Origin of the sequence: Nitrogeniibacter aestuarii, from assembly GCF_017309585.1 — a bacterium.
Lineage (GTDB): Bacteria > Pseudomonadota > Gammaproteobacteria > Burkholderiales > Rhodocyclaceae > Nitrogeniibacter > Nitrogeniibacter aestuarii.
The window spans coordinates 3893075-3918173 of sequence record NZ_CP071321.1 but is presented as its reverse complement, the minus strand read 5'-3'; the positions used below and the strand labels follow the sequence as shown (position 1 = coordinate 3918173).

21 protein-coding genes are annotated in these 25099 nt (G+C 64.3%); 16 read left to right on the top strand and 5 right to left on the bottom strand.

Annotated features, from left to right (window positions below; translation table 11 throughout):
• Positions 1–35: 35 nt before the first annotated feature.
• Together J0W34_RS18095 and ssb are read left to right on the top strand one after the other, a co-directional pair.
• Complete coding sequence (locus tag J0W34_RS18095; protein WP_230969711.1) at positions 36–1373, top strand: MFS transporter; 1338 nt, start codon at positions 36–38, stop codon at positions 1371–1373.
• Positions 1374–1871, top strand: a complete 498-nt coding sequence (gene ssb / locus J0W34_RS18090; RefSeq protein ID WP_227816653.1) for a single-stranded DNA-binding protein — start codon at positions 1374–1376, stop codon at positions 1869–1871.
• 65 nt (positions 1872–1936) lie between these two features.
• Here the strand turns inward: ssb and J0W34_RS18085 are convergent, their stop codons facing one another.
• Positions 1937–2953, bottom strand: coding sequence for a zinc-dependent alcohol dehydrogenase family protein (locus tag J0W34_RS18085; protein WP_230969710.1), 1017 nt, complete (start codon positions 2951–2953; stop codon positions 1937–1939).
• A gap of 489 nt (positions 2954–3442) precedes the next feature.
• Here J0W34_RS18085 and J0W34_RS18080 point away from each other — a divergent pair, with 489 nt between their 5' ends.
• From J0W34_RS18080 to J0W34_RS18065, 4 genes are read left to right on the top strand one after another with little or no spacing between them, the layout of a single operon-like run.
• Positions 3443–4399 carry a molybdopterin-guanine dinucleotide biosynthesis protein MobB gene (locus J0W34_RS18080; protein WP_230969709.1) on the top strand — a complete coding sequence of 319 codons (957 nt, stop codon included), beginning with the start codon at positions 3443–3445 and terminating at the stop codon, positions 4397–4399.
• Entirely contained in the window at positions 4399–6081 is a 1683-nt protein-coding gene (locus tag J0W34_RS18075) for an ABC transporter ATP-binding protein (protein ID WP_230969708.1), read from the top strand. Before J0W34_RS18080 ends, J0W34_RS18075 begins: the two co-directional genes overlap by 1 nt.
• A 2-nt stretch (positions 6082–6083) precedes the next feature.
• The gene (locus tag J0W34_RS18070) at positions 6084–6959 is read left to right on the top strand and encodes an alpha/beta hydrolase family protein (protein ID WP_230969707.1); all 876 of its coding nucleotides are present in this window, start codon (positions 6084–6086) and stop codon (positions 6957–6959) included.
• Positions 6953–7366, top strand: coding sequence for a hypothetical protein (locus J0W34_RS18065; RefSeq protein ID WP_227816648.1), 414 nt, complete (start codon positions 6953–6955; stop codon positions 7364–7366). Before J0W34_RS18070 ends, J0W34_RS18065 begins: the two co-directional genes overlap by 7 nt.
• Positions 7367–7450: 84 nt before the next feature.
• On the opposite strand, the gene J0W34_RS18060 is transcribed toward J0W34_RS18065, so the two are convergent.
• Entirely contained in the window at positions 7451–8605 is a 1155-nt protein-coding gene (locus J0W34_RS18060) for a MalY/PatB family protein (protein WP_230969706.1), read from the bottom strand.
• Between the two features lie 74 nt (positions 8606–8679).
• A complete protein-coding gene (locus J0W34_RS18055) occupies positions 8680–8943 on the bottom strand; it encodes a hypothetical protein (RefSeq protein ID WP_230969705.1) in 264 nt (87 codons plus the stop codon).
• 177 nt (positions 8944–9120) lie between these two features.
• On the opposite strand from J0W34_RS18055, the gene J0W34_RS18050 reads away from it, so the two are divergent.
• Complete coding sequence (locus J0W34_RS18050) at positions 9121–10068, top strand: MBL fold metallo-hydrolase (protein ID WP_230969704.1); 948 nt, start codon at positions 9121–9123, stop codon at positions 10066–10068.
• Here J0W34_RS18050 and J0W34_RS18045 read toward each other — a convergent pair whose 3' ends face one another.
• Complete coding sequence (locus J0W34_RS18045) at positions 10069–10695, bottom strand: tetratricopeptide repeat protein (RefSeq protein WP_230969703.1); 627 nt, start codon at positions 10693–10695, stop codon at positions 10069–10071.
• A 56-nt stretch (positions 10696–10751) separates the two neighbouring features.
• On the opposite strand from J0W34_RS18045, the gene J0W34_RS18040 reads away from it, so the two are divergent.
• The gene (locus J0W34_RS18040; protein WP_230969702.1) at positions 10752–11531 is read left to right on the top strand and encodes a tRNA threonylcarbamoyladenosine dehydratase; all 780 of its coding nucleotides are present in this window, start codon (positions 10752–10754) and stop codon (positions 11529–11531) included.
• On the opposite strand, the gene J0W34_RS18035 is transcribed toward J0W34_RS18040, so the two are convergent.
• Positions 11532–12344, bottom strand: coding sequence for a peptidoglycan DD-metalloendopeptidase family protein (locus J0W34_RS18035; protein ID WP_230969701.1), 813 nt, complete (start codon positions 12342–12344; stop codon positions 11532–11534).
• Positions 12345–12403: 59 nt separating this feature from the next.
• On the opposite strand from J0W34_RS18035, the gene J0W34_RS18030 reads away from it, so the two are divergent.
• From J0W34_RS18030 to J0W34_RS17995, 8 genes are all read left to right on the top strand, one after another.
• Positions 12404–12787 carry a sirohydrochlorin chelatase gene (locus tag J0W34_RS18030; RefSeq protein ID WP_227816641.1) on the top strand — a complete coding sequence of 128 codons (384 nt, stop codon included), beginning with the start codon at positions 12404–12406 and terminating at the stop codon, positions 12785–12787.
• An 86-nt stretch (positions 12788–12873) separates the two neighbouring features.
• Complete coding sequence (locus J0W34_RS18025) at positions 12874–14727, top strand: sensor histidine kinase (RefSeq protein WP_227816640.1); 1854 nt, start codon at positions 12874–12876, stop codon at positions 14725–14727.
• Complete coding sequence (locus tag J0W34_RS18020; RefSeq protein ID WP_227816639.1) at positions 14724–15644, top strand: ATP-binding response regulator; 921 nt, start codon at positions 14724–14726, stop codon at positions 15642–15644. Before J0W34_RS18025 ends, J0W34_RS18020 begins: the two co-directional genes overlap by 4 nt.
• A 113-nt stretch (positions 15645–15757) precedes the next feature.
• On the top strand, positions 15758–16795 hold the full coding sequence (locus tag J0W34_RS18015) for an efflux RND transporter periplasmic adaptor subunit (RefSeq protein ID WP_230969700.1): 1038 nt from the start codon (positions 15758–15760) through the stop codon (positions 16793–16795).
• A gap of 4 nt (positions 16796–16799) precedes the next feature.
• A complete protein-coding gene (locus J0W34_RS18010) occupies positions 16800–20063 on the top strand; it encodes an efflux RND transporter permease subunit (RefSeq protein ID WP_230969699.1) in 3264 nt (1087 codons plus the stop codon).
• Positions 20060–20284 carry a YgaP family membrane protein gene (locus tag J0W34_RS18005; protein WP_227816636.1) on the top strand — a complete coding sequence of 75 codons (225 nt, stop codon included), beginning with the start codon at positions 20060–20062 and terminating at the stop codon, positions 20282–20284. The genes J0W34_RS18010 and J0W34_RS18005 overlap by 4 nt, the downstream gene beginning before the upstream one ends.
• A gap of 81 nt (positions 20285–20365) precedes the next feature.
• Positions 20366–24157 carry a PAS domain S-box protein gene (locus tag J0W34_RS18000; RefSeq protein WP_230969698.1) on the top strand — a complete coding sequence of 1264 codons (3792 nt, stop codon included), beginning with the start codon at positions 20366–20368 and terminating at the stop codon, positions 24155–24157.
• A complete protein-coding gene (locus J0W34_RS17995) occupies positions 24154–25053 on the top strand; it encodes an ATP-binding response regulator (RefSeq protein WP_227816634.1) in 900 nt (299 codons plus the stop codon). The genes J0W34_RS18000 and J0W34_RS17995 overlap by 4 nt, the downstream gene beginning before the upstream one ends.
• The last annotated feature ends 46 nt before the right edge of the window (positions 25054–25099 follow it).

Sequence of the window (25099 nt, the reverse complement as noted above, 5' to 3'; positions counted from 1 at the left end):
AAGTTCCGTTTTTTCCCATGACACAGCCTGAAAAGATGACTCCTGCTGAACGCCGAACCGGCGCCTCGCTCGCGGGCATCTTCGGCTTGCGCATGCTCGGGCTGTTCCTGATCCTGCCGGTGTTCGCGATTCATGCGCGGGGCCTGCCGGGGGGTGACAGCCTGACGCTGGTGGGGCTCGCGCTGGGTATCTACGGGCTGACCCAGGCCTGTCTGCAGATTCCCTTCGGCATGGCCTCCGACCGCTTCGGGCGCAAGCCGGTCATCATTGCCGGGCTGCTGCTGTTTGCCGTCGGGTCAGCCATTGCCGCCATGTCCACAGACATCTACTGGGTGATCGCCGGGCGTGCCATTCAGGGGGCGGGCGCCATTTCTGCCGCTGTGACCGCGCTGGCCGCGGATCTCACGCGGGAGCAGCATCGCACCAAGGTCATGGCCATGATCGGATCCAGTATCGGCATGGTGTTTGCCGTGTCGCTGGTGGCTGCGCCCGTGCTGTATGCCGCGATTGGCATGTCGGGGATCTTCTGGCTGACCGCCGGGCTGGCCCTGCTGGCGATCGTCGTGCTGCGCCGCGTGGTGCCGAATCCGCCCAAGGTGGAGGCCAAGCCGGTTCGCTTCAAAGGCGTGCTGCGCAATACCCAGTTGCTCCGCCTGAACCTGGGGATCTTCACCCTGCACCTGGTGCAGATGGCCATGTTCGTGGTGATCCCGGCGGCGCTGGTGGCCAAAGGCGGGCTGCCGGTGGCTTCGCACTGGAAAGTCTATCTGCCGGCTGTGCTGGTGAGCTTCCTTTTCATGGTGCCGGCCATCATCGTGGCCGAACGCAAGAACCGGCTCAAGCCCATCTTCATGAGCGCAATCGTCCTGCTGGCGCTCACGCAGGTCGGGTTCCTGTTCGGCCGCACCGGGCTGTGGCCGATTGCCCTCGGGCTGGTGTTCTTTTTCGTGGCGTTCAACATTCTTGAGGCGACCCTGCCCTCATTGGTGTCGCGCGTGGCGCCGCCCAATGCGAAGGGTGCCGCCTTGGGGGTCTATAACACCACGCAGGCCCTCGGGTTGTTCCTGGGGGCAAGCCTGGGGGGCTGGCTCAACCAGCACGTCGGTGCCGATAGCGTGTTCATCCTGACCACAGTGCTGGCCGTGCTCTGGTTCGCCGCAGCGGCGACCATGTTGCCGCCACCCAAGGTGGCGTCGAAGAGTTATCCCATCGGTGACGGGGTGGACATCGAGGCGCTTCGTGCGAAGATTGTGGATCTGCCCGGCGTGCGCGAGGCGGTCATCGAAACTGAAGCGCGTATGGCGCATTTGAAAGTGAATCTGGACCGGTGGGATGAAGCCCGCCTGCGCCAACTCATCGGAGGAGAAATCTGAATGGCATCGGTCAACAAGGTCATCATCGTCGGCAACCTGGGCCGCGATCCTGAAATCCGCTACGCCCCGTCGGGTGACGCGATCTGCAATGTGAGCATCGCCACCACCGATACCTGGCGCGACAAGCAGACCGGCGAGAAGCGTGAGAACACCGAGTGGCACCGCGTGGTCTTCTTCGGCAAGCTGGCCGAGATCGCGGGGCAGTATCTCAAGAAAGGTCGTCCGGTGTATGTGGAAGGCAGCCTGCGCACGCGCAAGTGGCAGGATCAGAACGGTCAGGACCGCTACACCACCGAAATTCGCGCCAACGAGATGCAGATGCTCGGTGGCCGCGGTGAAGGTGGCGACGTGCCCATGGGCGGTGGTGATGATTACGGTGCGCCTGCCCAGAGCAGCCGCCCGGCGCCGCGCCAGGCGCCTGCGCAGGGCGGTAGTGCGCCGGCCCCGTCGTCTTCTGGCGGTGGTTTTGGTGATTTCGACGACGACATTCCGTTCTGAAGGACGGAGTCAGAAAAGTACGGCGCCCGTGGGCGCCGTTTTTCATGCCGGGTCTGTCTCGTGATTCAGGCGCCGACCTCGATCACCACCTTACCAAAGTGTTTGCCTGCACTCATGTACTCGTAGGCGTCCTGTGCCTGGGCGAACGGGAAAACCTTGTCGATCACCGGTCGGATGCCGGTGATCTCGAGGAAGCGGTTCATGTCTTCGAACATGGCGCGACTGCCGACGAAAATCCCGGCCATGCGACGCGCGCCGAGAATGACGCCAAGCGGATCAAAATCCCCGCCGAAGCCGCTGACGCCGCCGATGAGTACGGTCAGCCCCCCCACGCGTGTGCTGTTGACCGATCGGCGCAGAGTGCCTTCACCGCCGACTTCGACGACCAGATCAACGCCCTCCCCGCCGGTGAGGGCCATCACTTCGTCCTGCCACTCGGGGGTGTTGCGGTAATTGATGGTGTGCCTGGCGCTCAGGGCGCGGGCCTGTTCGAGTTTATCGTCGCTCGATGAAGTGATCAGCGTCTCAAGTCCTGCGGCATGCGCCATTTGCAGTGCCCAGATGGACACCCCGCCGGTGCCGAGCAGCAAGACCCGCTGGCCGGGTTTGAGCTGGCCAAGATCGAACATGGCATTCCAGGCCGTGACCGCGGCGCAGGGCAGGGTCGCGGCTTCGACTGCACTCATGTGGGCAGGCGCCTTGACCAGGGCCGTCTCCGGCAGGACGACGCGCTCGGCGAACATGCCGGGCATGTTCGCCCCCAGGGAGCGCGCCACGCCGGCTGCCGTCTGGGGCCCGGCAATCCAGTCGGGGAAGAAGCTGCCGGCGACCGTGTCGCCCACCTTGAATCGGGTCACGGCATCGCCCACGGCGATCACGGTGCCTGCACCGTCCGAGCAGGGAACCACCGGACCGTCGCTGCCCACCGGGTAGTGACCGGCCGCGATCATGAGATCCCTGAAGTTGAGCGAGACGGCTTTGATTGCCACGGTGACGTCGTGGGCGCCCGGCGTGGGTTCGGTTGCGTCGATCAGACGGAGGCTGGCGATGGATTCGCCCGGGGTGAGCTGGTAGGCCTGCATAAGGACTCCGAGGGTGGTTCGGGGAGAGGGGCAGCTTATCCGGAATCGCCTGCCGGTGTCATACGACGCTCGATTGACCGATGGTCGCGACCCCGGTGAGGGTGGGGCCGCGCCTGGCGTTTTTTTCGATTTGCAGCGCCCGACAACATTTAGAGATTTATTGGTGGATTTCGGGGGTGTGAAAAAAATATATATAAAACAGTCTGTTACTGGTGCGAGCATCCCTTGATGAGGCATTTCTCTTAAGGGGCACTTAAGGTTGGGGAATAAAGCTGGCGCTCAATCATGTTCTAGAGGACATCGCCCGCCAGGGGCGAGTTGATCCGGAGAGACCCGATGATGAGCGAAAACGATCTGAGAGATGGCACCCGGTTGCACCTTGAGACGCCCAGCGCGTTAAGGACCCATTTTCGCCCCCAGGATGCGTACATTGCGTACTCGTGCCGCCATGTGCCGAGCGAGCATATCCGTGGCATCAGCACTGGCGCAATGACGCCCCGAAGCGGTGATCTGGTGTTGGCGCGGATTGACCGTATCGGTCAGCACAAAGGGCTCGAAACCGCCCAGGGGCGTCGCGTGGTGCTCTACGAGGGCGACACCATCATTGTCGCTTACGGGGCTCGATACGCGATGAACCAGTTCGAAGCGGTGGTGCCAGGCAACCTGGGCCCGTGCCATCTGGTGGCGGCCGGCGGTGTGGCAGGAGACGTCCTGAGCGCGCATCAGCGCATGAGCCGTGCGACCGCCATCACGCCCATCGGACTGGTGACTGATGCGTCGGGTACGCCGCTGAATTTGCGCAACTACGGGATCGGGCCGGTGCGCACGTCGGGCCGCCGCCCTCTGACCATTGCTGTGCTCGGCTCCACCATGGATGCGGGAAAGACGACCGTCACGGCGCAGTTGATCCGCGGGCTGACCCGCGCCGGGTGGCGTGTCGGCGCTGTCAAGGCCACCGGCACGGCGTCACCCCGGGACGTCAATCAGTTTCGCGATGCTGGCGCCCGGACGGTGCTGGATTTCTCCGACCTGGGGGTTGCGACGACCTACCAGCAACCGGTCGATGTGGTCGAGGCGCTCGTGAGCGATCTGGCGGCGGCCGCATCGCCGGGAAACGACGTGGTGATGCTCGAAGTGGCAGACGGTCTGCTCCAGCAGGAAACCGCGGCACTGATCCGGTCGGCCTGTTTCTCCAACACGGTCGATGGTGTCCTGTTGGCGGCCGGCGATCCACTGTGCGCCATGGCCGGCGTGTCGGTGCTCGATACGCTGGGCCTGCCCTTGCTGGCGGTGTCTGGCGTGCTCACCAGTGCACCGCTGGCGATTCGGGAAGCAGGCGAAGCGATCCGGGTGCCAGTGATCCACACCATGGCGCTGAGCGACCCTGGCATTGCTGATGTCCTCAAGCTTGAACGTCAGTGCCAGCCGCGGGCGGTGGCGGCCTGATGAACCCGCCTCGTCGGCCGCCCATCCTGTCGGGAGAGCGCAAGCGTTATCTGGCGGCGCTGATCGTGGTCGGCCTGGCACAGACAAGCCTCGCAGTGGCCTTGATGCTGACCGTCAAGTGGGTTTTCGATGCACTTGCCGCACAGGGGTTGCAGGGCGATCACATGCTGGGAGTCGGCGCCGGCCTGATTGGGTTGGCCGTGCTGGGGCCTGGGGTGCAGTATGCGCATGCGCATTTTGCCGAACAGCTGGGGCAGTCTTACGTTGAGGTCCTCAGAGCTCGACTGTTCGCCCATCTGCTGAAACTGTCACCGCGTGCGCTACAGGCGCGACACCGTGGTGGCCTGACCCTGAGATTCATCGGTGACATGGGGGCGTTGAGGCGCTGGATCAGCCTCGGACTGGCGCGGCTGATCGTGACCGGCATGACGGCAACGGGCGTGTTGATCGTATTGGCCACCGAGTCAGTCTGGCTGGCCGTCGGCCTGGCGCTGAGTCTGGTGGCCGGCGTGTTGGCTGCCTGGCGGGTGGGCGAGGGCCTGCGGCCACGGACCCTCGAGACGCGACGTCGTACCTCCCGGTTGGCGGCCTTCATCAATGAGCGTGTGTTTGCCATCAGCAGTATTCACGCGTGCGGACAAGGCCTGCGCGAGCAGCGGCGCATGCGGCGCAATCTGTCGGCGGTGCGCCGGGCGTCCGTCGCGCGAATGGCCTGGGCCGGTCTGACGCGCGGGGTTGCCGAGTCCGGCGCGCTGCTGGCGTATTCCGCCGTGCTGCTCATCGGTGCGCTTGAGGTCATGGCGGGCGCTGCCAGTGTGGGCATGGTGGTTGCAGCGATGACCACGGTCGGCATCCTGATGCCGCAGTTGCGCGGCTTGGGGCGCGTGCTTGAGTACTGGCATGGCTACCGGGTATCGGCTCGGAAAATCGATGATCTGTTTGCGCTCAAGGGCCGGATTCGACAAGTGGCAGAGCCGGTGCGCGTCTCTGAGGCGGAAGGCAGCATCCGTTTCGAGGGGCTGAGTCTTCCCGGAAGTGTGCAGGACGCGAGCGCGACCCTGCCCGCAGGCGGGCGCGTGGCCGTTGTCGGGGCCAACGGAACAGGGAAGTCGACCTTGCTCGCGGCGCTAGTGCGGCTGGTGGAGCCGCTACAGGGGCGCATTTTTCTTGACGGACATGATATCGGGCAGCTTCACCTGCGCGATCTGCGCCGCCAGGTCGGCCTTGTCAGCCAGGATCTGCCGCTGCTGCGCGGGACCGTGGAATACAACCTGACCTATGCGTGTCGGCGACCAGACCCGACATGGCGGGCGCAAGTGGAACGCTGGTGCGGCATCGACGCCTTGGTGTCGCAGTGGCCGGAGGGGCGCTTGCATCGAATCACCGATGGCGGTGCGAATCTGTCTGCCGGGCAACGCGTGCGCATCATGCTCGCCCGTGCGCTGCTCAGCGCCCCGAAGGTGCTCTTGCTGGATGAAATCGACGGCGTGCTTGACGGCGATGGCGTATCGCTCATCGACGCCATGCTGGAGGCTTACCCGGGGACCGTCCTCTGGGTGTCCCACACTGAAAGCAGGTTCGATCGCGCTGATCAGATGCTGTATCTCGGCATCGATGGGCGACTGACGCACACCGCCCGCGCAGGACAGGTGCTGCCTTTGCGTCGACGGGTGGAGGCGTGAGCATGGCAGATCCCGGCATTCAGCGACATTTGCACGACGGCTTGCCGAGCGCCGATCCTCAGTGGCGACATTTGCGCACGCGTCCGTCCCAGCGCTACTTGCTGTACATCCCTCGCAACCTGAGTCCGAATGCACAGGTGGTCGTGACCGTCCATGGCATCTCGCGCAATGCCGCGCAGATGGTTCATGCATTCCGGCCAGAGGCCGAGCGACGGGGCGTTGTGCTGGTGGCGCCGTATTTCGGGCGAAAACGCTTCGCCGATTATCAGCGCCTGAACCGCAGTGGGTGCGGTCGTCGGGCAGACCGGGTATTGCTGGAGATCCTGGATGAAGTCAGTGCACTCACCGGGTGTTCCACCCGGCGTGTGAGCCTGTTCGGTTACTCAGGGGGCGCGCAGTTCGTGCATCGCTTCGCCTTTGTTCATCCGGCGCGGGTCCAGGCCATGGTGATGGGGGCGGCGGGGTGGTACACCCTGCCGAACCCTGCGTTTCCGTATCCCCTCGGAATCGGTGTGAATCCGCGCCTCAAGCAGGCGCGGTTCTCCTTACCCGCGTTGCTGCGGGTGCCGTCCCTGGTGATGGTGGGCGGGAACGATGTGAATCGCGACCCTGAATTGCGCCAGCGCGCTGAAGTGAATCGACTCCAGGGGCTCGACCGTGTCGAGCGTGCCCGGGCCTGGGTGACCGAAATGCGCCATGCCGCCCAACTGCTCGGTGTGGAAGGACAGCATGAGCTGATGTTGCTGCCCGGTGCCGATCACGACTTCGACGCGTGCGCACGCGTGCCCGGGATGACGTTCGAAGTCTTCGAATTTTTCGACAGGGCGGCGCATAAGGACGCTGTCCGCAAACACCAGGAGGAATCGATCCGATGTTGAAATGGAAAGCTGGGTTGAGTGCGGGGGCGGTGGCAGTCGCGTTGTCGGGGTGTGTGTCGATGCCTTTCATGGGTGGGCGCTATGTCATGGAGGACGAAATTCGCACGCTCTTCGCAGGCAAGACGGTCTACGCGCGGAATGTTCGGACGGACACACAGTCGGTCAGCTATTACACCGACGATGGTCAGGTACGGCAGTTGCGTAACGGGCGTAAGCGCATGGGCATCTGGTACGTCGACCCCAAGGGGCGCATGTGCCTGCAAATGGACGATGCGCTCAAGGCCAGCTGTCGAGTGGTCGCCATGGGTGACGATGGCGTGGTGAAGAAATATCGCCGTTCCAAGAAGCGCTGGTTGCTGTCGGTGGTTTATGAGCGCTTCGAGCCCGGAAACACCAAGAAGCTCTGAAAGAACAGGCCTGGACAGCGAGTTCGGGCCTGTTTCTTTTCAGCGCAGCAGCAGCCGGTGACGCGTTCGATGCGGGGCGCGTGTTCAGCGTGAGGCCAGTGCCGCCGCCATGCGTGCCAGTCCAGCCTCCAGTGTCTGGGCCGGGCAGCCGAAGTTGAGGCGCACCCACCCCTCGGGGGCGCCGAAATAGGTGCCATTGGAGAGACCGACGCCGTGGGTCTCAAAGAAATCAGCGGCGTTCTCGAGGCCGGCGTCCCGACAGTCGATCCAGGCCAGGTAGGTCGCCTCGGGCGATGTGGTGCGCAGGCCGGGCATGGCGTCGATGGCGGTCAGAACGCGCTGGCGGTTCTCTCGCAGCGTATCGAGCAGGGCCTCGCGCCATGGGTTTCCGTCCCGATAGGCCGCTTCGGTGGCCACCAGACCCAGCACGTTGGGGTGGGGGACGAGGCCGCGCATGGCGCGCTTGTAGCGCACACGCAAGGTAGCATCGGGGATGATGGCGAAGCTCGCGTACAGGGCCGGGATGTTCCAGGTCTTGCTGGGCGCCATCAGGGTGATGGTGCGGCGTGCGATGTGCTCGTCAAGGCTGGCGATGGGAATGTGCTCCCCATCGAGTACCAGCCCGCAATGGATTTCGTCCGAGCAGATGATGAGGTCGCGCGCTTCGGCGCGCTGGGCCAGCGCGCTCAGCTCATCCCGGGTGAAGACGCGACCGATCGGGTTGTGCGGATTGCACAGCAGGACCAGGCGGGTGGTGGGGTCCATGGCGGCATCGACGGCGTCCCAGTCCCATTCCCAGCGACCGGCACGCTCGACCATGTCTGCGCGCTGCAACTGGCGAATGGTGTTGCCCGGTGCCTGCAGGAACGGGGGATAGACCGGTGTGGTGGTGAATACGCTGTCGCCAGGTTCGCCGGCGAGCAGGCAGGCGACGTTGAAGCCGGTGACCACGCCGGGAAGCCACACGATCCAGTCGGGCTCGATGCGCCAGCGGTGGTCGCGCTCGATGCCGTCAATGACCGCTTCAACCAGGCCGGGCCAGGCGTCGGTATAGCCGAAGACGCCGTGATCGATCCGCGAGTGCAGGGCGTCGAGCACTGCGCTGGGCGCGGCAAAATCCATATCCGCCACCCACATGGGAATCACGTCCCGACCGGCGTATTTACCCCACTTCTCGCCCGGCGTGGTGGTACGGTCAATGGGAGTGGTGAAGTCGAAGGGGGCGGTCGCTGGGTTCATGGTGCGGCGTGGCAGGCGGGAAAGCTTCGAGTGTAGGGAAGCTGTCCCGGCCTGTCACCCGCAGGCGTACGCACTTACGCGCCGCTGTGATGGTGCTCCACGAAATGCTTGAGCACCATCTTGAGCATGCTGATCCGATGCGCGTCGCCCTTGGCTCGCGCTTCTTCCATGTCGTCGCAGATCATGCGCTTGATGCGCTTTTCGCCGCTCGACGTGTGGGTCAGGTAGTTGCCCAGTTCCAGTGCCACCATTTCGGGCAGGTGTTCGTGCTCGGCGATGGCGAGAATTTCCTCTTCTGTCAGTTCTGACAGTTCAATGCAGTCGTCAAGTGTCAGCATGGCGAGTCTCCCTCTCATTATGGACATTGTGTGTGCCCGCCGACATGACGCGCGGCAGGCGCCATGTGTTGCATTCATGTTTCATTGAAGCACTGCAAGCGCACGGCTTTATTGATCCTGGGCAAAAAACGGGGCATTGGCCGCTAGAATGTGGGGGATTTTGCCCGGGAGCGTTTCATGCAGTTGCTGACCACCTATCCTGAAGGCATTCATGCCATCGAATCCGGATACCTCCGAGAACAGCTCGCAGCCATTCACGTCATCGTGTCGGACGACGCGTTGGCCATCGTGGATACGGGGAACAACGACACCGCCCCGCGGATGATGTCGGCATTGGCCGAGCTCGGCTATCGGCCCGAGCAGGTGAAGTATGTGTTGTTGACCCATATCCACCTGGATCATGCCGGAGGCGCAGGCGCCTTCATGGCGGCGTGTCCCAACGCCAGACTGGTGGTGCACCCGCGTGGCGTGCGCCACATGGTCGATCCGTCAAAGTTGTGGGCCGGCACCGTGGCGGTCTATGGCGAGGATGACGCCGTTGCCAAGTACGGCAAGATCCAGCCGGTGGCGGCCGAACGCATCATCGAGGCGACCGATGGACTGGTGCTTGATCTGGCCGGACGGAAGATTCGCGTGGCCGACACGCCGGGTCATGCGGCGCATCATGTGTGCTACTTCGATGAACAGACCCGCGCCTGGTTTACTGGCGATACCTTCGGTCTGTCGTATCGGGAACTCGATCATGACGGCCGGCAATTCGTGTTTCCGTCCACCACGCCGGTCCAGTTCGACCCCGAGGCGCTGCATGCCTCCATCGATCGCCTGATGGCCGAGCAGCCCACTGCCATGTATCTGACGCACTACTCAAGGGTGACCGATCTGCCGCGGCTCGCTTCGGATCTGCACCGGCTGATCGACGCCCATGTGGCGATTGCGCGTTCAGGGGCTGACGCGCTGGATCATCGGCACCAGATCATTCGCAACGGGCTGTCAGCGCTCATGCGTCAGGAAGCCCAGCGCCAGCAATGGCCGGTGGATGAAAATACCTTGTTCGACCTTTTCGCCATGGACCTCGAGCTCAATGCCCAGGGTCTGGAGGTGTGGCTGGACAAACAGACGGCCTGATCAATGGGGCTCGGCGGCGCGCGTTTCGGCTTCGTCCGCCCGCTGTCGCCACAATCGAGCCGCTTCCGGGTCGCGTGATACGCCGTCGCCGGTGTCGAGCATGTGTGCCAGCTGGCGTTGTGCCTGGCGGTCACCCGAACGCGCCGCCGCGGCCAGCCAGTGAGCCGCCTGGGCTCGGTCTTCCGTCGAACCATTCCCGTCGAGATACATTTGCGCCAGCGCCATTTGCGCGTCCACATGCCCCTGGACCGCGGCCTTGCGATACCATTTCGCCGCGGTGGCCGGGTTGCGCTCGACGCCATCACCATTGGCGTAAAGCAGGGCAAAGGCGTACTGCGCGGGGGGCAGTCCCTGATGAGCGGCGCGGCGCAGCCATCGCCACACCGGATAGGCGTCTTCGCTGGTGGTTTCTCCACGGGCAACCATGATGGCGAAGTTGTATTGCGCCAGGCGGTTCCCGCGCCGACCTGCCACCTCGAAGTCACGCGCCGCCGCAGTCATCTGCCCGTTGGCGTAGGCATTGATGCCGCGCAGTGCGATCTGCACGGTGTCGAGACTCTGAGCGTTGCTGGCGGTGGTGATGCCCAGACCCAGGGCGAGGACAAGAGGGGCAGGAAGAGAGAACATCCACAAGCTCCGGGATTTTATGTTTTGAGGGGGCTTTGGCCCCGGAGTTCATTGACGTGAGCGAATCTGACAACATCGTTGACGAGACCCGCCGCTACGGCGGTATTGCGCGTCTCTACGCGGCCGACGGACTGGCGCGCTTGCGCGCGGCCCGGGTGGCCGTGGCCGGGCTCGGGGGCGTGGGCTCGTGGGCGGTGGAAACCCTGGCCCGCAGCGGTATCGGCTATCTGCGCCTGATCGACCTTGACCATGTGGCCGAGTCGAACATGAATCGGCAGATTCACGCGCTGGAACACACGCTGGGGCAAGCCAAGGTGTCCGCCATGGCAGAGCGCATCAAGGCCATTGATCCGCGCACCGAGGTGATGTGTGTCGATGATTTCGTGACGCCCGACAACGTGGGCGAGGTGCTCGACACCTCGCTTGATTTCGTCATCGACGCGGTGGACGACATGAGTGCCAAGGCGGCCATGCTCAGCTGGTGCCGGCAGGAGGGGGTGCGGGTCATCACCATTGGCGCGGCGGGTGGGCAGAAGGATCCGCGCCTCATCGAGGTGGTGGATCTGGCGCGCGCGTCGCAGGACCCGTTGCTGGCCCGCCTGCGCAAGCGCCTTCGGCAAAAACATGGCTTCCCGCGCGGGGGCGACAAGCGCTTCAACATCGAGGCGGTCTATTCGCTCGAGCCCCTTCAGTATCCCGAGGGGCACTGCGAAGCCGACGTCGGGCCACAGGGGCTGAGCTGTGCCGGTTTCGGTTCGAGCATGGCGGTGACAGCCAGCTTCGGCATCATGGCCGCCGGTCGGGTGATCGACACCCTTGCGAACGGCGTCAAATGATCAGTCGATGAAAAGCGCCGGGTCCACCGGCGTCCCGTTCAGGAACAGGCTCCAGTGCAGATGCGGGCCAGTCACCCGGCCGGTATTGCCCACGGTGCCGACCGCCTCGCCCTGGCGCACCCGTGAGCCCGCTTCGACGCTCACCCGGTCCATGTGACAGAACATGGAAATCAGGCCCTGACCATGGTCGATGAAAACCGTATTCCCGTTGAAGAAGAAGTTCCCCACATGCGTGACCACGCCGCCCGACGGGGCCACGATCGGTGTGCCTCTGGCGGCCGCGATGTCGAGCCCCCGGTGAGGGGCTCGCGGTTCTCCGTTGAAGGTCCGGCGCAGACCATAGGTGCTTGAGCGTCGGCCCTTGACCGGTATGACGAAGTCGATCTCCGGCTGGGCCTCATCGCGAAAGAGGGTCTTGACCTCGTTCTGGGTGGCCGCCTCGCGTTCGATGCGCTTCAGGTCGTCCGGATCGGGATTGACCATGCGCCGGTTCTTGACCTTCAGATGCTGCACCGGGTAGGCCTTGTCCCCGACCTCGATCGGCATCTCGGCGGTGTCGCCGCCCTGCTTGACGGTCGCGGTGTGGATGCCGGGCTTCAGGTCCAGCGGCAGGCCTACCCAGGCAACCCAGCGCTTGTCCTCCTGCATGACGAGCACCGGTGCACCGCCAAAGCGCGCTTCGGGCCGTCCGCTATTGATGGGGCCAAGGGGAATGTGGGCGATGCCGCCGGGGACAAGGGCGGTCCTGGGGGCAGCGTGGAGGGGCAGGGTCAGGCATGCCAGACCCAGGGCAAGGAACAATCGGGTCGTCATTGAGGTCATCATGGCCATATGATAACGAGCCAATCGGCGACTATGCTTAAGGAAACAGTGTGAGCAGCAATGAACAGACAGGTAGGGCCGGCATCGTGTTGTTCGGGCATGGCGCCCGTGATCCCGAGTGGGCGGGGCCGATGAAGCGCATGGCCGCGCGCATTGAAGAGACTGCGCCGGGCACGCCAGTGGCGCTGGCCTTCATGGAGTTCATGAGTCCGACCCTGGATGAGGCGGTGGACCGGCTGGTGCGCGACGGTGCAGGGCAGATCCGCATCGTGCCGGTGTTTCTCGCCCAGGGCGGGCACCTCAAGCGTGATGTGCCGCTTCTGGTCGATCAGGCGCGCGCGCGCCACCCGGACGTGGGCATGACGCTGGTCACGGCTGCCGGCGAGGCCGAACCTGTCGTCAATGCCATCGCTGAGTACGCCCTTGCGGGATAGAACAATGGAATAATAAAGCGCTCAAGTCGCTGGCAGGCTTGACGATAGGTCTTCTGAGAATAGTTCCCTGGCGCAGTGAGGAAGTCATGCCATTGAAGTTGCGCGATCGCGTGTCGCCAGCCATTGCCGGTCAGACTGACTGCGTAAGCCCGAACGGCGTGGGTCGCCTGTCGCTTTCCGGGGTGGTCGCCCTGGTCGGCATGTGTGCGAGCGCACCGGCCCGTGCCGATCTCAATGGGCTCGAAGGCGTGAGCGCCACCGCGCTGGTTGCCGTGCTCGCCGTGATCGCGTTGGGCGCCACCGTATTTGCGTTGCGCGAGCGTCAGCGGCGCTCCAGCACGCAGACGGCCGCCCGATTCCAGAGCCGCCTCGATGAGCAGGAGCGCCGCTTTCTGTTCGCCCTCGAAGCCACCCGCGAGGGCTGGTGGGACTGGGAGGCCTCGACGGGCACGGTTACTGCCTCGCAGCGGTCCTGCGAAATATATGGCGTTGGGGGCGGTGAAGGGGTTGCCCGGGTGCCGTTCGACCAGTGGGTTGCGCGGGTGCATCCGGCCGATCGATCGATGGTCAAGGAGGCCATGGCGCGTCACCAGGCGCACGGTGTGCCCTACGATGTCACTTATCGTGTCGTGCGCCCGGATGGCGCGACCCGCTGGGCGCGCAGTCGCGGTCGGCTGATGCGCGACGAACTGGGCCTGGTGGTGGGCGCTTCCGGTTTCGTTGCCGATGTGACCGATGCGCGACTGGCGCAGACGGCCGAGGCCGAGCTGTCGGCGCGCCATGCCAGTGTGCTCGCAGCCATGCCCGACCTGATGTTCGAACTCGACGAGTCTCTGGTCTTCGTTCGCTATCATGCGCCTCGTGAATCCGATCTTGCGGTGCCACCTGACGAGTTTATGGGCCGCAAGGTCGATCAGGTCTTGCCGCCAAGGGTCGCGCTCCAGTTCCACGACGCCTGTGCCCGACTGCGTGTCGGCAGTCCCGTTGAAAGTATGGAATACCGGCTCGACACCATGGAGGCGGAGGATGTGCAGTTCGAGGGCCGCATGGTCCAGATCAGCACCGGTGGTTTCCTGTGCATCATTCGCAACATCACCGAACGCAAGGAGCAGGAGGCCGAGATCCGGCGGCACCGGGACAATCTGGCCGAGCTTGTCGCCGAGCAGACCATCGATCTGCTGCTGGCCAAGGATGCGGCCGAACGGGCACGGCGCCAGCAGGCCGACTTTCTGGCGTCGCTCTCCCACGAGCTGCGCGAACCCCTCCACGCCATCATGGGTTTCGCGCAGATGGCCGAGCGCAGGGGGCGACGGGGCGAATCGGTGCTCGAATACTGCGATCGGGTGGAGCAAAGCGCCCAGCGCATGCTCGACATGGTGGCGCATCTGCTGGATGTCTCCCGCGCCGAATTGACGGCCGGTCCGCTCAAGTTAGAGCCCGTTCCCTGGCAAACCGTCTGCGAAGATGTGGTGCGCGACAGCGCACCCATGCTCGGTGCCAAGCGCCTGCGTGCGCAGGTGATCGATGCCCACGGAGTGGGGCCGGTCCGCGCCGATGCCAAACGCCTGAGTCAGGTGGTCGAGCATCTGCTCATCAACGCCATCAAGTTCTCCCCCAGCAACGGGGCGATTGACCTGCGCCTGTATCCGCTGCCCGACGCGCCGGACAGTCCTTCGGGGGCCGTCGTGCTTGAAGTCTCTGATGAAGGCTTCGGTCTGGATGAGGAGGACCCGCAGCGCCTGTTCGAAGCCTTTCCGCGGCAGGTGTCAGCGGAAGATGAAACCATGTCGGCCGGACTGGGACTGGCCGTGTGTCGTCAGCACGTTCAGTCCTTCGGGGGGCGTATCGAGGCCGAGAACCGCACGGGCGGCGGGGCGCTGTTTCGCGTCATCCTGCCGGCCATGCCGCTCACGCAGGAAACCGAGGAGGCGAACGCATGATGCAGCGCAGTGCCGAACGTGCACGCATCCTCGTGGTGGACGACGAGCCCTTCAGTCTCGAGATTGCGTCCGATGTGCTGGGCGAATCCTACGAAGTGACCGCAGCCGAAAGCGGGCAGCAGGCCATGGAGATGCTCCAGCGCAGCGGCCCGCCCTTCGATCTGGTGGTGCTGGACCGCCGCATGCCCGAACCGGGCGGGATGGAGATTCTTCGCCACATCCGTGAGACGCCCAGCCTGAGCCGGACCCCGGTCATCATGCAGACGGCCGCGGCCGATCCGGTGCAGGTGGCCGAGGGGATCGAGGCGGGCGCTGACTACTACCTCACCAAGCCTTATCGAATCAGCGCGCTCACCCGCATCGTTCGGGCGGCGCTGCGACAACATCGCGAGACCGAAGACCTGCGCGAGCGTGCCACGGACCTGAGCGCGGCGTTGCGCCTCCTGGGCGAGGGGGTATTCCGCTTTCGTACCCTCGATGACGCTTCGGCGCTCGCGCACGGGGTGTCGATGCTGTGCTCGGCGCCCGATCTGGTGCGGGTTGCCTTGCTCGAGCTACTGGTCAATGCCGTCGAACATGGCAACCTGGGCATCGGCTATGACGCCAAGGCGCTCATGGTGCAATCCGGTCGGTGGCATGAGGAAATCACCCGCCGCCTGGCGGATTCAGCGTACCGCGATCGTGTGGCCTCCCTGACCGTCCGGATTCGCGCGGAAGACATCACCCTCCGGATCGAAGATCAGGGCGCTGGCTTCGATCCGAGGCGTCATCTGGACATGCCTGACGTCAACGCCGCGCAGTTGACCGGGCGTGGCATCGCACTGGCGCGCAAGTTGGCCTTCCCGGTGCTGGACTATTCCGACGAAGGTCGCTGCGTCGAGATCACCACCACCCCGGCACCGCGTTTTCGCGACTGAGATCAATCTGTCTGTCTGCCCCCCGTGCCATGCTTTCGCATGTCACGGGCGCGCCCGCGTGCAAGCGGGGTCGAGTGCTTGAAATTCGCGTATATAAGCATATACTAATAAACATGATGATCCGACATATCCCGCTTGTTCTGGCGTGCCTGCTGCCCTTCGGGTCGGCTTGGGCGCAATCCGTCGAAATCGCACCGGTCGAACGCGGTGCCGTGGCCACTCAGCATGTGGCTGAAGGTGTTGTCGAGGCGGTGTCCTCGGCCACCGTGGCGGCTCAGGTTCAGGGGCGCATCCTGAGCACGGCCGTCGATGCCGGCGATACGGTGACCAAGGGGCAGGTGTTGATGCGTGTAGACGCCAGCGAGGCCAACCAGTCGGTGGCCGCGGCGGCGGCCAACGTGGCCAGTGCCCAGGCGGCAGCAGCCAATGCGCGCGCTGAATGGGAGCGCACCCAGGCCTTGTTCAAGCAGAAGTTTGTCAGTCAGGCCCATGTGGACCAGGCCCGTGCTTCGCTGCGGGCGGCGGAGGCGAGCCTCAAGGCGGCGCAGGCGGGGCAGGGGCAAGCCCTGGTGGCGCGGGACTTCACCACGATTACCGCGCCCTTCGACGGGATCGTGTCGGTGCGCCATGTGGACGCCGGTGACATGGCTCAGCCGGGCCGCCCGCTCATCGAGGTCTACTCGCCGGGCGTGATGCGCGTCGTGGCCCAGGTGCCGCTGACCGTCATCGGCCGGGCCAACACCGCCAAGCTGCGGGCCCAGCTCGAAGTGCCGGCACTCAACCAATTGGTGGCGGCCGAGCGTGTGACCGTGCTGCCGGCGGCCGACCCGCGCACCTTCACCGTTGAGGTGCGCGCGACCTTGCCGCAGGGCGTGGACGGCATCGCACCGGGCCAGTTCGCGCGCATGCACCTGTTCGTGGGCGAAACGTCGAGGGTGACCATTCCGGCGGCGTCGGTGCTGCGCCGAGGCGAGATTGTCGCCGTCTATGTCAGGAAAGAGGATGGCTTTCATCTGCGCCAGATCCGCCCGGGTGAATCGGTGGGAGATGGGCGCATCGAGGTGCTGGCCGGCCTCAAGGATGGCGAACAGGTGGCGCTGGATCCGATCAAGGCCAGCCTGAGCCTCAAGCAGACCCAAGCGGCGGACTGAGGCCATGGCCGAGACCGCAAAAAAGCTGGGCATCTCCGGTCGGCTGGCGTCGGCGTTCGACCGCAACGCCATCACGCCGCTGCTGGCGCTGGTGCTGCTGCTCATGGGCATCTTCGCCACGCTGATCACGCCCAAGGAAGAAGAACCCCAGATCGACGTCACCATGGCCAACGTGCTGGTGCCCTGGCCGGGTGCCTCGGCTGAGGATGTGGAAGCGCTGGTGTCGACACCGGCCGAGCAGGTGCTCTCGCGCATCGCCGGGGTGGAGCACGTGTATTCCGTCTCGCGCCCAGGCATGGCGATCATGACCGTGCAGTTCGAGGTCGGCGTCAAGAACCAGGAGGCGCTGGTCAAACTCTACAACACGCTTGAATCGCACAAGGACTGGCTCAGCCCGCAACTGGGCGTGATGCCGCCCATCGTCAAGCCAAAAGGCATCGATGATGTGCCGATTGTGGCCTTCACCCTGTGGACCGATGACACCGAGCGCTCCGGCTTTGACCTGCAACAGGTCTCCCGGGCGGCCGAGATCGCGCTCAAGCGCATCGACGGCACGCGCGACGTGACCACCATCGGCGGACCCGGGCATGTGATCCGTATCCTGCTCGACACGGCGCGGATGAACGCCCATGGCGTCACCGCCTCGGATATCAAGGATGCCCTGCAGCTGTCCAACGCATCGCAGCCGGCGGGCCAGCTGGTGCGCGACAACAGCGAAGTGCTGGTGCAGACCGGCACCTACATCAGCTCGGCGCGCGACGTGAGCGAACTGGTGGTGGGCGTCACCGATGGCAAACCGGTGTTCATGGCCGATGTTGCGACCATCGAGGACGGGCCGGACCAACCCTCGCGCTACGTTTGGTTCGGCACCGGCGCCGGGCATGAAGGCGGCGCTGCGCCCGGTGCGTATCCGGCCGTGACCCTGTCGATTTCCAAGAAACCGGGCGCCAACGCCTCGGATGTGGCCGATGCGCTCATCGCCCGCATGCACAGTCTGGAAGGCACGGTGATTCCGGACGGTGTGAACGTGACCGTCACCCGCAACTACGGCGACACCGCCCGCGACAAGGCCAACAAGCTCATCGGCAAGCTGGTGTTCGCGACCAGCGCGGTGGTGGTGCTGGTGCTGCTCACCCTGGGCTGGCGCGAGGCGCTGATCGTCGGCATTGCGGTCACGCTCACGCTGGCGGCGACCCTGTTCGCCTCCTGGGCCTGGGGCTTTACGCTGAACCGGGTGAGCCTGTTTGCGCTCATCTTCTCCATCGGCATCCTGGTGGATGACGCCATCGTGGTGGTGGAGAACATCCACCGGCACAAGACACTGGAGCCGTCCAAACCGTTGTGGCAACTGATCCCGGGTGCCGTCGATGAAGTGGGCGGGCCGACCATTCTGGCCACCTTCACGGTCATCGCAGCGCTGCTGCCCATGGCCTTCGTGAGTGGCCTGATGGGCCCCTACATGAGCCCGATCCCGATCAACGCCTCTATGGGTATGTTCATCTCGCTGCTGGTGGCCTTCATGGTTACACCGTGGCTGGCGAACATGTTCCTCGGCAAGGCCCACCATGGGGAAGGCGCCGAAGGGGGGGAGGATGCCATGACCCGTCGCCTGTCCGGCTTCTTCGGCAAGGTGATGGGGCCGATGCTCGACGAGCGCCGCGGCGGGCGCAACCGAAGCCTGCTGTGGCTCGCGGTGATCGTGCTCATTGCCGCGTCGGTGTCGCTGGCGGTGGTCAAGCTGGTGGTGCTCAAGATGCTGCCGCTGGACAACAAGTCCGAGTACCAGGTGGTGCTCGACATGCCGGTGGGCACGCCGCTGGAAGAAACCACGCAGGTGCTGCTCGAGATCGGGGAATACGTTTCCGAATCGCCTTTCGTGGATAACTGGCAGGCCTATGCGGGCGCGGCCAGCCCCATCAACTTCAATGGCCTGGTGCGCCAGTACTATCTGCGCAGCGCGCCGGAGCAGGGCGACCTGCAGATCAATCTGCTCGACAAGCATCATCGCAGCGAGCAGAGCCACGAGATCGCCATCGGCATGCGTGACCGCATCATGGCAATTGCCAAGGCGCATGGCGGTAACGCCAAGGTGGTGGAAGTGCCGCCGGGCCCGCCGGTGCTCTCGCCCATCGTGGCGGAGGTCTATGGGCCAGACTACGGCGGTCAGCTGGCGGTGGCGCAGAAGGTGCGCGACGCCTTCGACAACACGCCGGACATCATCGGCGCCGACGACACCGTCGACGAGACGGCCGAAAAACTCATCCTGCGCGTGAATCAGGCCAAGGCGGCGCTCCTGGGCGTGGCCCAGACCGACATCGTCGAGGTGATGCAGCTCGGGCTGAACGGCCAGAACGTCACCCCGGTGCACGGGCGCGACAACAAGTACGAGATCCCGGTGCGGGTGCAGTTGCCCGCCGAGCGCCAGTCGTCCATCGACCATCTGCTGCAGCTCAAGGTACGCGCCCGGGACGGGACGCTGATTCCGGTTTCGGAACTGGTGACGGTGGAACACACCGGCCGCGAGCAGGTGATCTATCACAAGGACCTGCTGCCGGTGGTGTATGTGACCGGCGACATGGGCGGGCCGATCGATTCGCCCCTGTACGGCATGTTCGACATCCGCAGCCGCATCCTGGACATGCCGCTGGAGGGCGACCGGCTGGGTGGCACCCTGGGCGAGTGGTTCATCCAGCAACCGGCTGACCCCTACACCGGCTACAGCATCAAGTGGGACGGCGAGTGGCAGATCACTTATGAAACCTTCCGCGACATGGGCATCGCCTACGCGGTGGGCCTGATCCTGATCTATCTGCTGGTGGTGGCGCAGTTCAAGAGCTACCTGGTGCCGCTCATCATCATGGCGCCGATTCCGCTGACCATCATCGGCGTGATGCCGGGCCATGCCCTGCTGGGGGCGCAATTCACCGCCACGTCCATGATCGGCATGATCGCGCTGGCCGGGATCATCGTGCGCAACTCGATCCTGCTGGTGGACTTCATCAACCACCAGATGCGCGAGGGCGCCGACTTCGCCCATGCGGTGGTGCACTCGGCCGCGGTGCGGGCCAAGCCGATCGGGCTGACCGCCCTGGCGGCCATGATCGGCGCGGTGTTCATTCTGGATGACCCGATCTTCAACGGGCTGGCCATCAGCCTGATCTTCGGCATTCTCGTGTCCACCGTGCTCACCCTGGTGGTGATCCCGGTGCTTTACTACGCCGCCATGCGCAAGCGCGTGGCCGAAATCCAGCAAGGAGAGGTCGCATGACCCTGACCGTCAATCAGTTCGTCCGTATTTTCGCAGGCGCATTCGTCCTCATTTCACTGGGGTTGGGTGTCGAGGGCTCGCCGTTGTTCGTGAGCAAGAACTTCCTGTGGTTTACCGCCTTCGTGGGGGCCAATCTCTTTCAGAGTGGCTTCACCCGGATCTGTCCATTGGAGACCATTCTGCGCAAGCTTGGCGTCAAGGACAGCGTCGGTTGCAGCTGAACTTGTAAAACCCTGTAATGAACACGGTTAAATCCGGCGGGGGCGCTTAAGTTTTGAGGCAGACGGGCCGATATTGCCCGTATGACGACCTCCCGCCCTCAGGATCATCCTGCGCTCGCCGAAACGCATTTCAGCGGCGCTGCGCCGAAGCGCGTCCGCGTTGAGCGGTCGGTGTGGGTCACCACCCTGGCCGTGCTCCTGGTCGGACTGTTGCTGACGGCCCTGGGCAGTACCTTGCTGGGGCGTCTTGAGGAATCCTATCGGGCGCATGATCGCGAGCAGGAAGTGGCTCGCATCGGCGCCAGTCTGCGCGCCCGGTTGGCCGATTTCGAGGCGCTGGCCCGTGCCATGGCCGGGCTGTTCAACGCCTCCGAAGATGTCTCCTACGATGAGTGGCTGCGGTTTTCCGGTGCCAGCGGCCTGGAGGTGGTACTCAGCCGAGGGGCGACGGGCGTCGTCTATGCGCCCAAGGTCGAAGCCTTCGAGCGCGGAGAATGGCAAAAGCGCGCCGAGTTGCTCTACTCGCAGCCGGTGCGTATTTCCAGCTTCGGCAGTTCGCCGGCCTTGCCCATTCTGTATTTCGCCCCCGAGTTTTCCCCGCACGGCCTGCAGGTCGGTCGTGACCTTGCGGAAGGGCAGGCGGAACGCGACGCGGTGATGCATGCCATGTCGGTGCGTGGTCCGGTGCTGTCCGCGCCTCTGTCGCTGTGGCAGGGCGCCGACCGTTCGGCCGGTGCGTTGCTCGTCGTGCCCCTTGAAGAGCGCTTGAGCCGTGCCGCCGTCGAGACTCACCCCTTGAGTCAGTTGCGTGGTGTCGTGGCGGTGGGCATTCACTACAAGAGCTGGATCGACTCCGTGCTGGCCGACTGGCAGGATCGCTACGCGGTCGAGCTTCGCGACCCCTCCGCCGGCGCCAATCGGGCGCTCATTCCGGTGGCGGCGGGCCTCCCTCAGGTGGGGCGTGAGCACCTCATCACTCTGGGTGGGCGGCAGCTCACGCTGCGCTTCTTTCATCGGGACGAGGAACTCGGCAGCCTGGTTCAGCTCACGGCGGAAGTGGCCGGGGGGCTGTTGAGCGTGAGCCTGGCGTGGCTGTGCTTCGTTCTGCTGACCGGTCGCAGTCAGGCGGTGCATACGGTCAAGCGCATGACCGGTGAGCTGGCCGAGAGTGAAAGCCGTTTTGCGCTGGCCACGGCGGCCACCAGCGACGGCATCTGGGAATGGCGTCCTGGCGACCGGTCGATGTTTCTGTCGAGCCGGGGTTGCCGGATCGTGTTCGATCTGCCGCACCGCGGTCCGGTGTCTTACCGGGAGGTGCTTCGACAGATCGAGGCGGGTGAGCGCAGCGTGGTGCTGACGGCCTTGCGTGCGCATCTGAAGCAACGAACACCGCTTGATGTGGAGATCATTTCCTTCGACCGGGAAGGCCAGCGGCGACGTCTTCGCGTGCGCGGGCAGGCCCAGTGGGATGGGCTCGGCCGGGTGACTCGCGTGGCCGGTGCCATCTCCGACGTGACCACCTTGCGCTCGCGCGAAGACGAGCTGGAGCGGGTTCAGCGCTTCTATGCCCGGGTGCTCGAAGTCTTCCCGCATCCGGTGCTGATCAAGTCGCAGGATCACCGCTACATCTATGCCAATTCGGCGGCGTGCGAGTTCATCGGCACCTCTCGCGAGGCGCTGCTCAACGGCACTACGGCCGATCTGTTGCCCGGTCAGTCCGAAGAACATCTGGCGGTCGACAGCGAAGTGCTCAGGTCCGGGGGCGTGATTGCCCGCGAATACCATATGCGCAGTCATGACGGGCGTGAAGGCGATGTGGTGGTGAGCAAGGCCTCGGTCGACGGTGCGGACGGGCAGAAGGTCGTGATCGTGGTGCTCTCGAACGTCACTGCCCAGCGCCGGGCCGAGCGCGCCTTGCGCACGTCACTGAGTGAGCTTGACGGGCTGTTCCACAATTCGCCGCTGGGCATGGCCATGGTGACCAAGGGCGGTGAGATCCGTCGGGCCAACGCGGCTTTTGCCCGCATTGTGGGGCGCTCGGAGAGTGAGCTGATCGGGCTCTACTATGCCGAGTTGACGCCAGAACGCTTCCATCCGCTCGATCGGGAAAAAACCATCGATGCCCTGCGACGTGGCGCGGTGACGCCTTACGAGCGTGCTTTCGTGCGGCCGGATGGGACCGAAGTGCCGGTGGTGCTCAGTGGCGCACTGGTGCGCGGCCAGGACGGCGAGCCCGGCGTGTGGACGGTGGTCGAGGATATCTCCGAGCGCAAGTCGGCCGAAGATGCCTTGCGGCGCATGAACGCCACCAACAAGTCGATGCTCGATGCCATTCCCGACGTGCTGGTGCAGTTCGATGCTCAACTGCACTTCATCGCCTTCCGTGCCTCCGAGGACGAAGCCATGCGCATCAATCCGGGCACGGTGATGGGCTTGCCCATGCAGCGCATCCTCAGTCCCAAGCGCTATGCGATGGTCGAGCCGGTGGTGCGCAAGGTGATGCGCGAGCGTCGCGTCGAAGTGGTCGAGTACAGTGCGCCGAATGCCAACGATGCCTTGCAGCACTATGAGGCACGGGTGGCGCCGGTGAGTACGGGCGGTGTGCTGATCCTCATCAAGAACGTGACCGAGCAGCAACGCCGCGCTACCGCGCTGCGCGAGAGCGAGAGCCGGTTCAGGCTGTTGGCGCAGGCCGCGCCGGTGATCATCTGGCTCGGCGATCAGGAGTTCAACGTCACCTATACCAACCGCCGCTGGTATGAAATGACCGGCGCCAGCGAGCGCGAGACACTCGGGCGTGCCTGGATCCAGTTCGTTCATCCCGACGACCAGGACGTGGTTCAGCGGCTCATGGACGAGGCCCGGCGCACGCGAACGCCCTTCGAGACCGAAGCGCGGTTCCGGCGCAAAGAGGGCAACTATGCGGTCGTGAAAGTCACCGTATCGCCCAATTTGGGTGACCACGGTGAATTCCTCGGCTTTGTGTGCTGTGCCACCGACATGACGGAAGTGCATGACGCCAACGCCGAATTGCAGAAACACCGGGATCACCTCACCGAGCTGGTCAACCAGCAGACCGCCAGCATGATGTCCGCCAAGGAGGCCGCCGAGCGCGCCAACGAGGCGAAAACGGTATTTCTGGCGAACATGTCGCATGAATTGCGATCACCCATGCATGCGGTCCTCAGCTACGCCCGTCTGGGTGAGGACAAGATCGACAAGGTCGACAAAGGCAAAGTGCGCGACTATTTTTCGCGCATTCGCGTCAGTGGGGAGCGGCTGCTGGTGCTGCTTAACGACCTGCTCGACCTGTCCAAGCTCGAGGCCCGGCGCATGGTGCTCGATCTGCAACCGTGTCTGCTCTCGCGCGTCTGCGAGGACGTGGCGCACGAGGTCGAGGGGCTGTGTGCTGCGCGCAGGCTGGAGTTGGTGTTCGATCATGAGGCGGACGAACCGTATATCGTCGGCGATCCGGTCCGGATGGCGCAGGTGGTGCGAAACCTGATTTCCAATGCCATCAAGTTTTCACCGGACGGTGGCCAGATCACCTTGAGCGTGTCTCGCGGTGAGATGATGGATGGAAAGACGCTGCTCGGATCCGTCCGGTTGACGGTAATGGATCAAGGACCGGGAATTCCTGCCGATGAACTGGAAAGTGTTTTCGACAAGTTCGCCCAGAGCAGTAAAACGCGCACCGGCGCGGGTGGGACCGGCCTCGGACTCGCCATCTGCCGGGAGATCGTGGCGGCGCATGGCGGTCGCATTCACGCGGTCCTGCGTGATGGCGCGGGTGCTGTTCTGGTGATGGAAGTGCCTGAAGCCGACGCGGTAGTCCGAAACGAGAAAAAGGAAAGTGAGGGACACACAAGATGAGTTCGACCAAGATTCTGGTGGTGGACGACGAGCCGTTCAATCTGGACATCGTGGGTGAATACCTGGAAGAGGAGGGCTACCTTCTCGACATGGCCGCCAGCGGTGAAGAGGCGTGGGACAAGCTGCTCGATCCCCTCTCATCGTTCGATCTGGTCATTCTCGACCGCATGATGCCCGGCATTGACGGGATGGAAGTGCTCCGGCGCATCAAGGCGGATTCGCGTCTGAATGAGTTGCCGGTCATCATGCAGACCGCAGCGGCCAGCCCCGATCAGGTGCGCGAGGGCCTGGCGGCGGGTGCCTACTACTACCTCACCAAGCCCTTCGAGCCGGAAAGCCTGCAGAGCATCGTGCGCGCCGCACTCGATGACCTGAAGCACCGCCGCAGCCTCTCTCAACGCATTGAACTGCATGTGGGGGCCCTGCGCACGCTCAACAACGGCGAATTCCGCTTCCGCACCCTGGATGAAGCCCACGCGCTGGCGGCTCTGGCCGCATCCCTGTGTGACGAGCCCGAGATCGTGGTGCTCGGTCTGTCGGAGCTGCTCATCAACGCGGTCGAGCACGGCAATCTGGGGATCGATTTCGACGAAAAATCCCGGCTGCGCGAATCCGGGGACTGGGAGGAAGAGGTCGTGCGTCGGCTGCAGATGCCCGAATACGCGGAGCGTCAGGCCAAACTCGGCATCTCGGTCAGTGAAAGTGCATGGACTTTCGTCATCGAGGATCAGGGCGCGGGCTTCGACTGGCACAACTTTCTCGAGCTGGCTCCGGAACGCGCCTTCGCGCCGAACGGGCGTGGCATCGCACTGGCGCGCCAGCTGGCCTTCAGTTCGCTTGAATATCAGGGCAAGGGCAATATTGTTCGCGCCGTGGTGATGAGACAGGCTTCTTGATGCCGTTGTGGCAGAGCTTCCTATCGTGAACGCTAACGACCCAAGC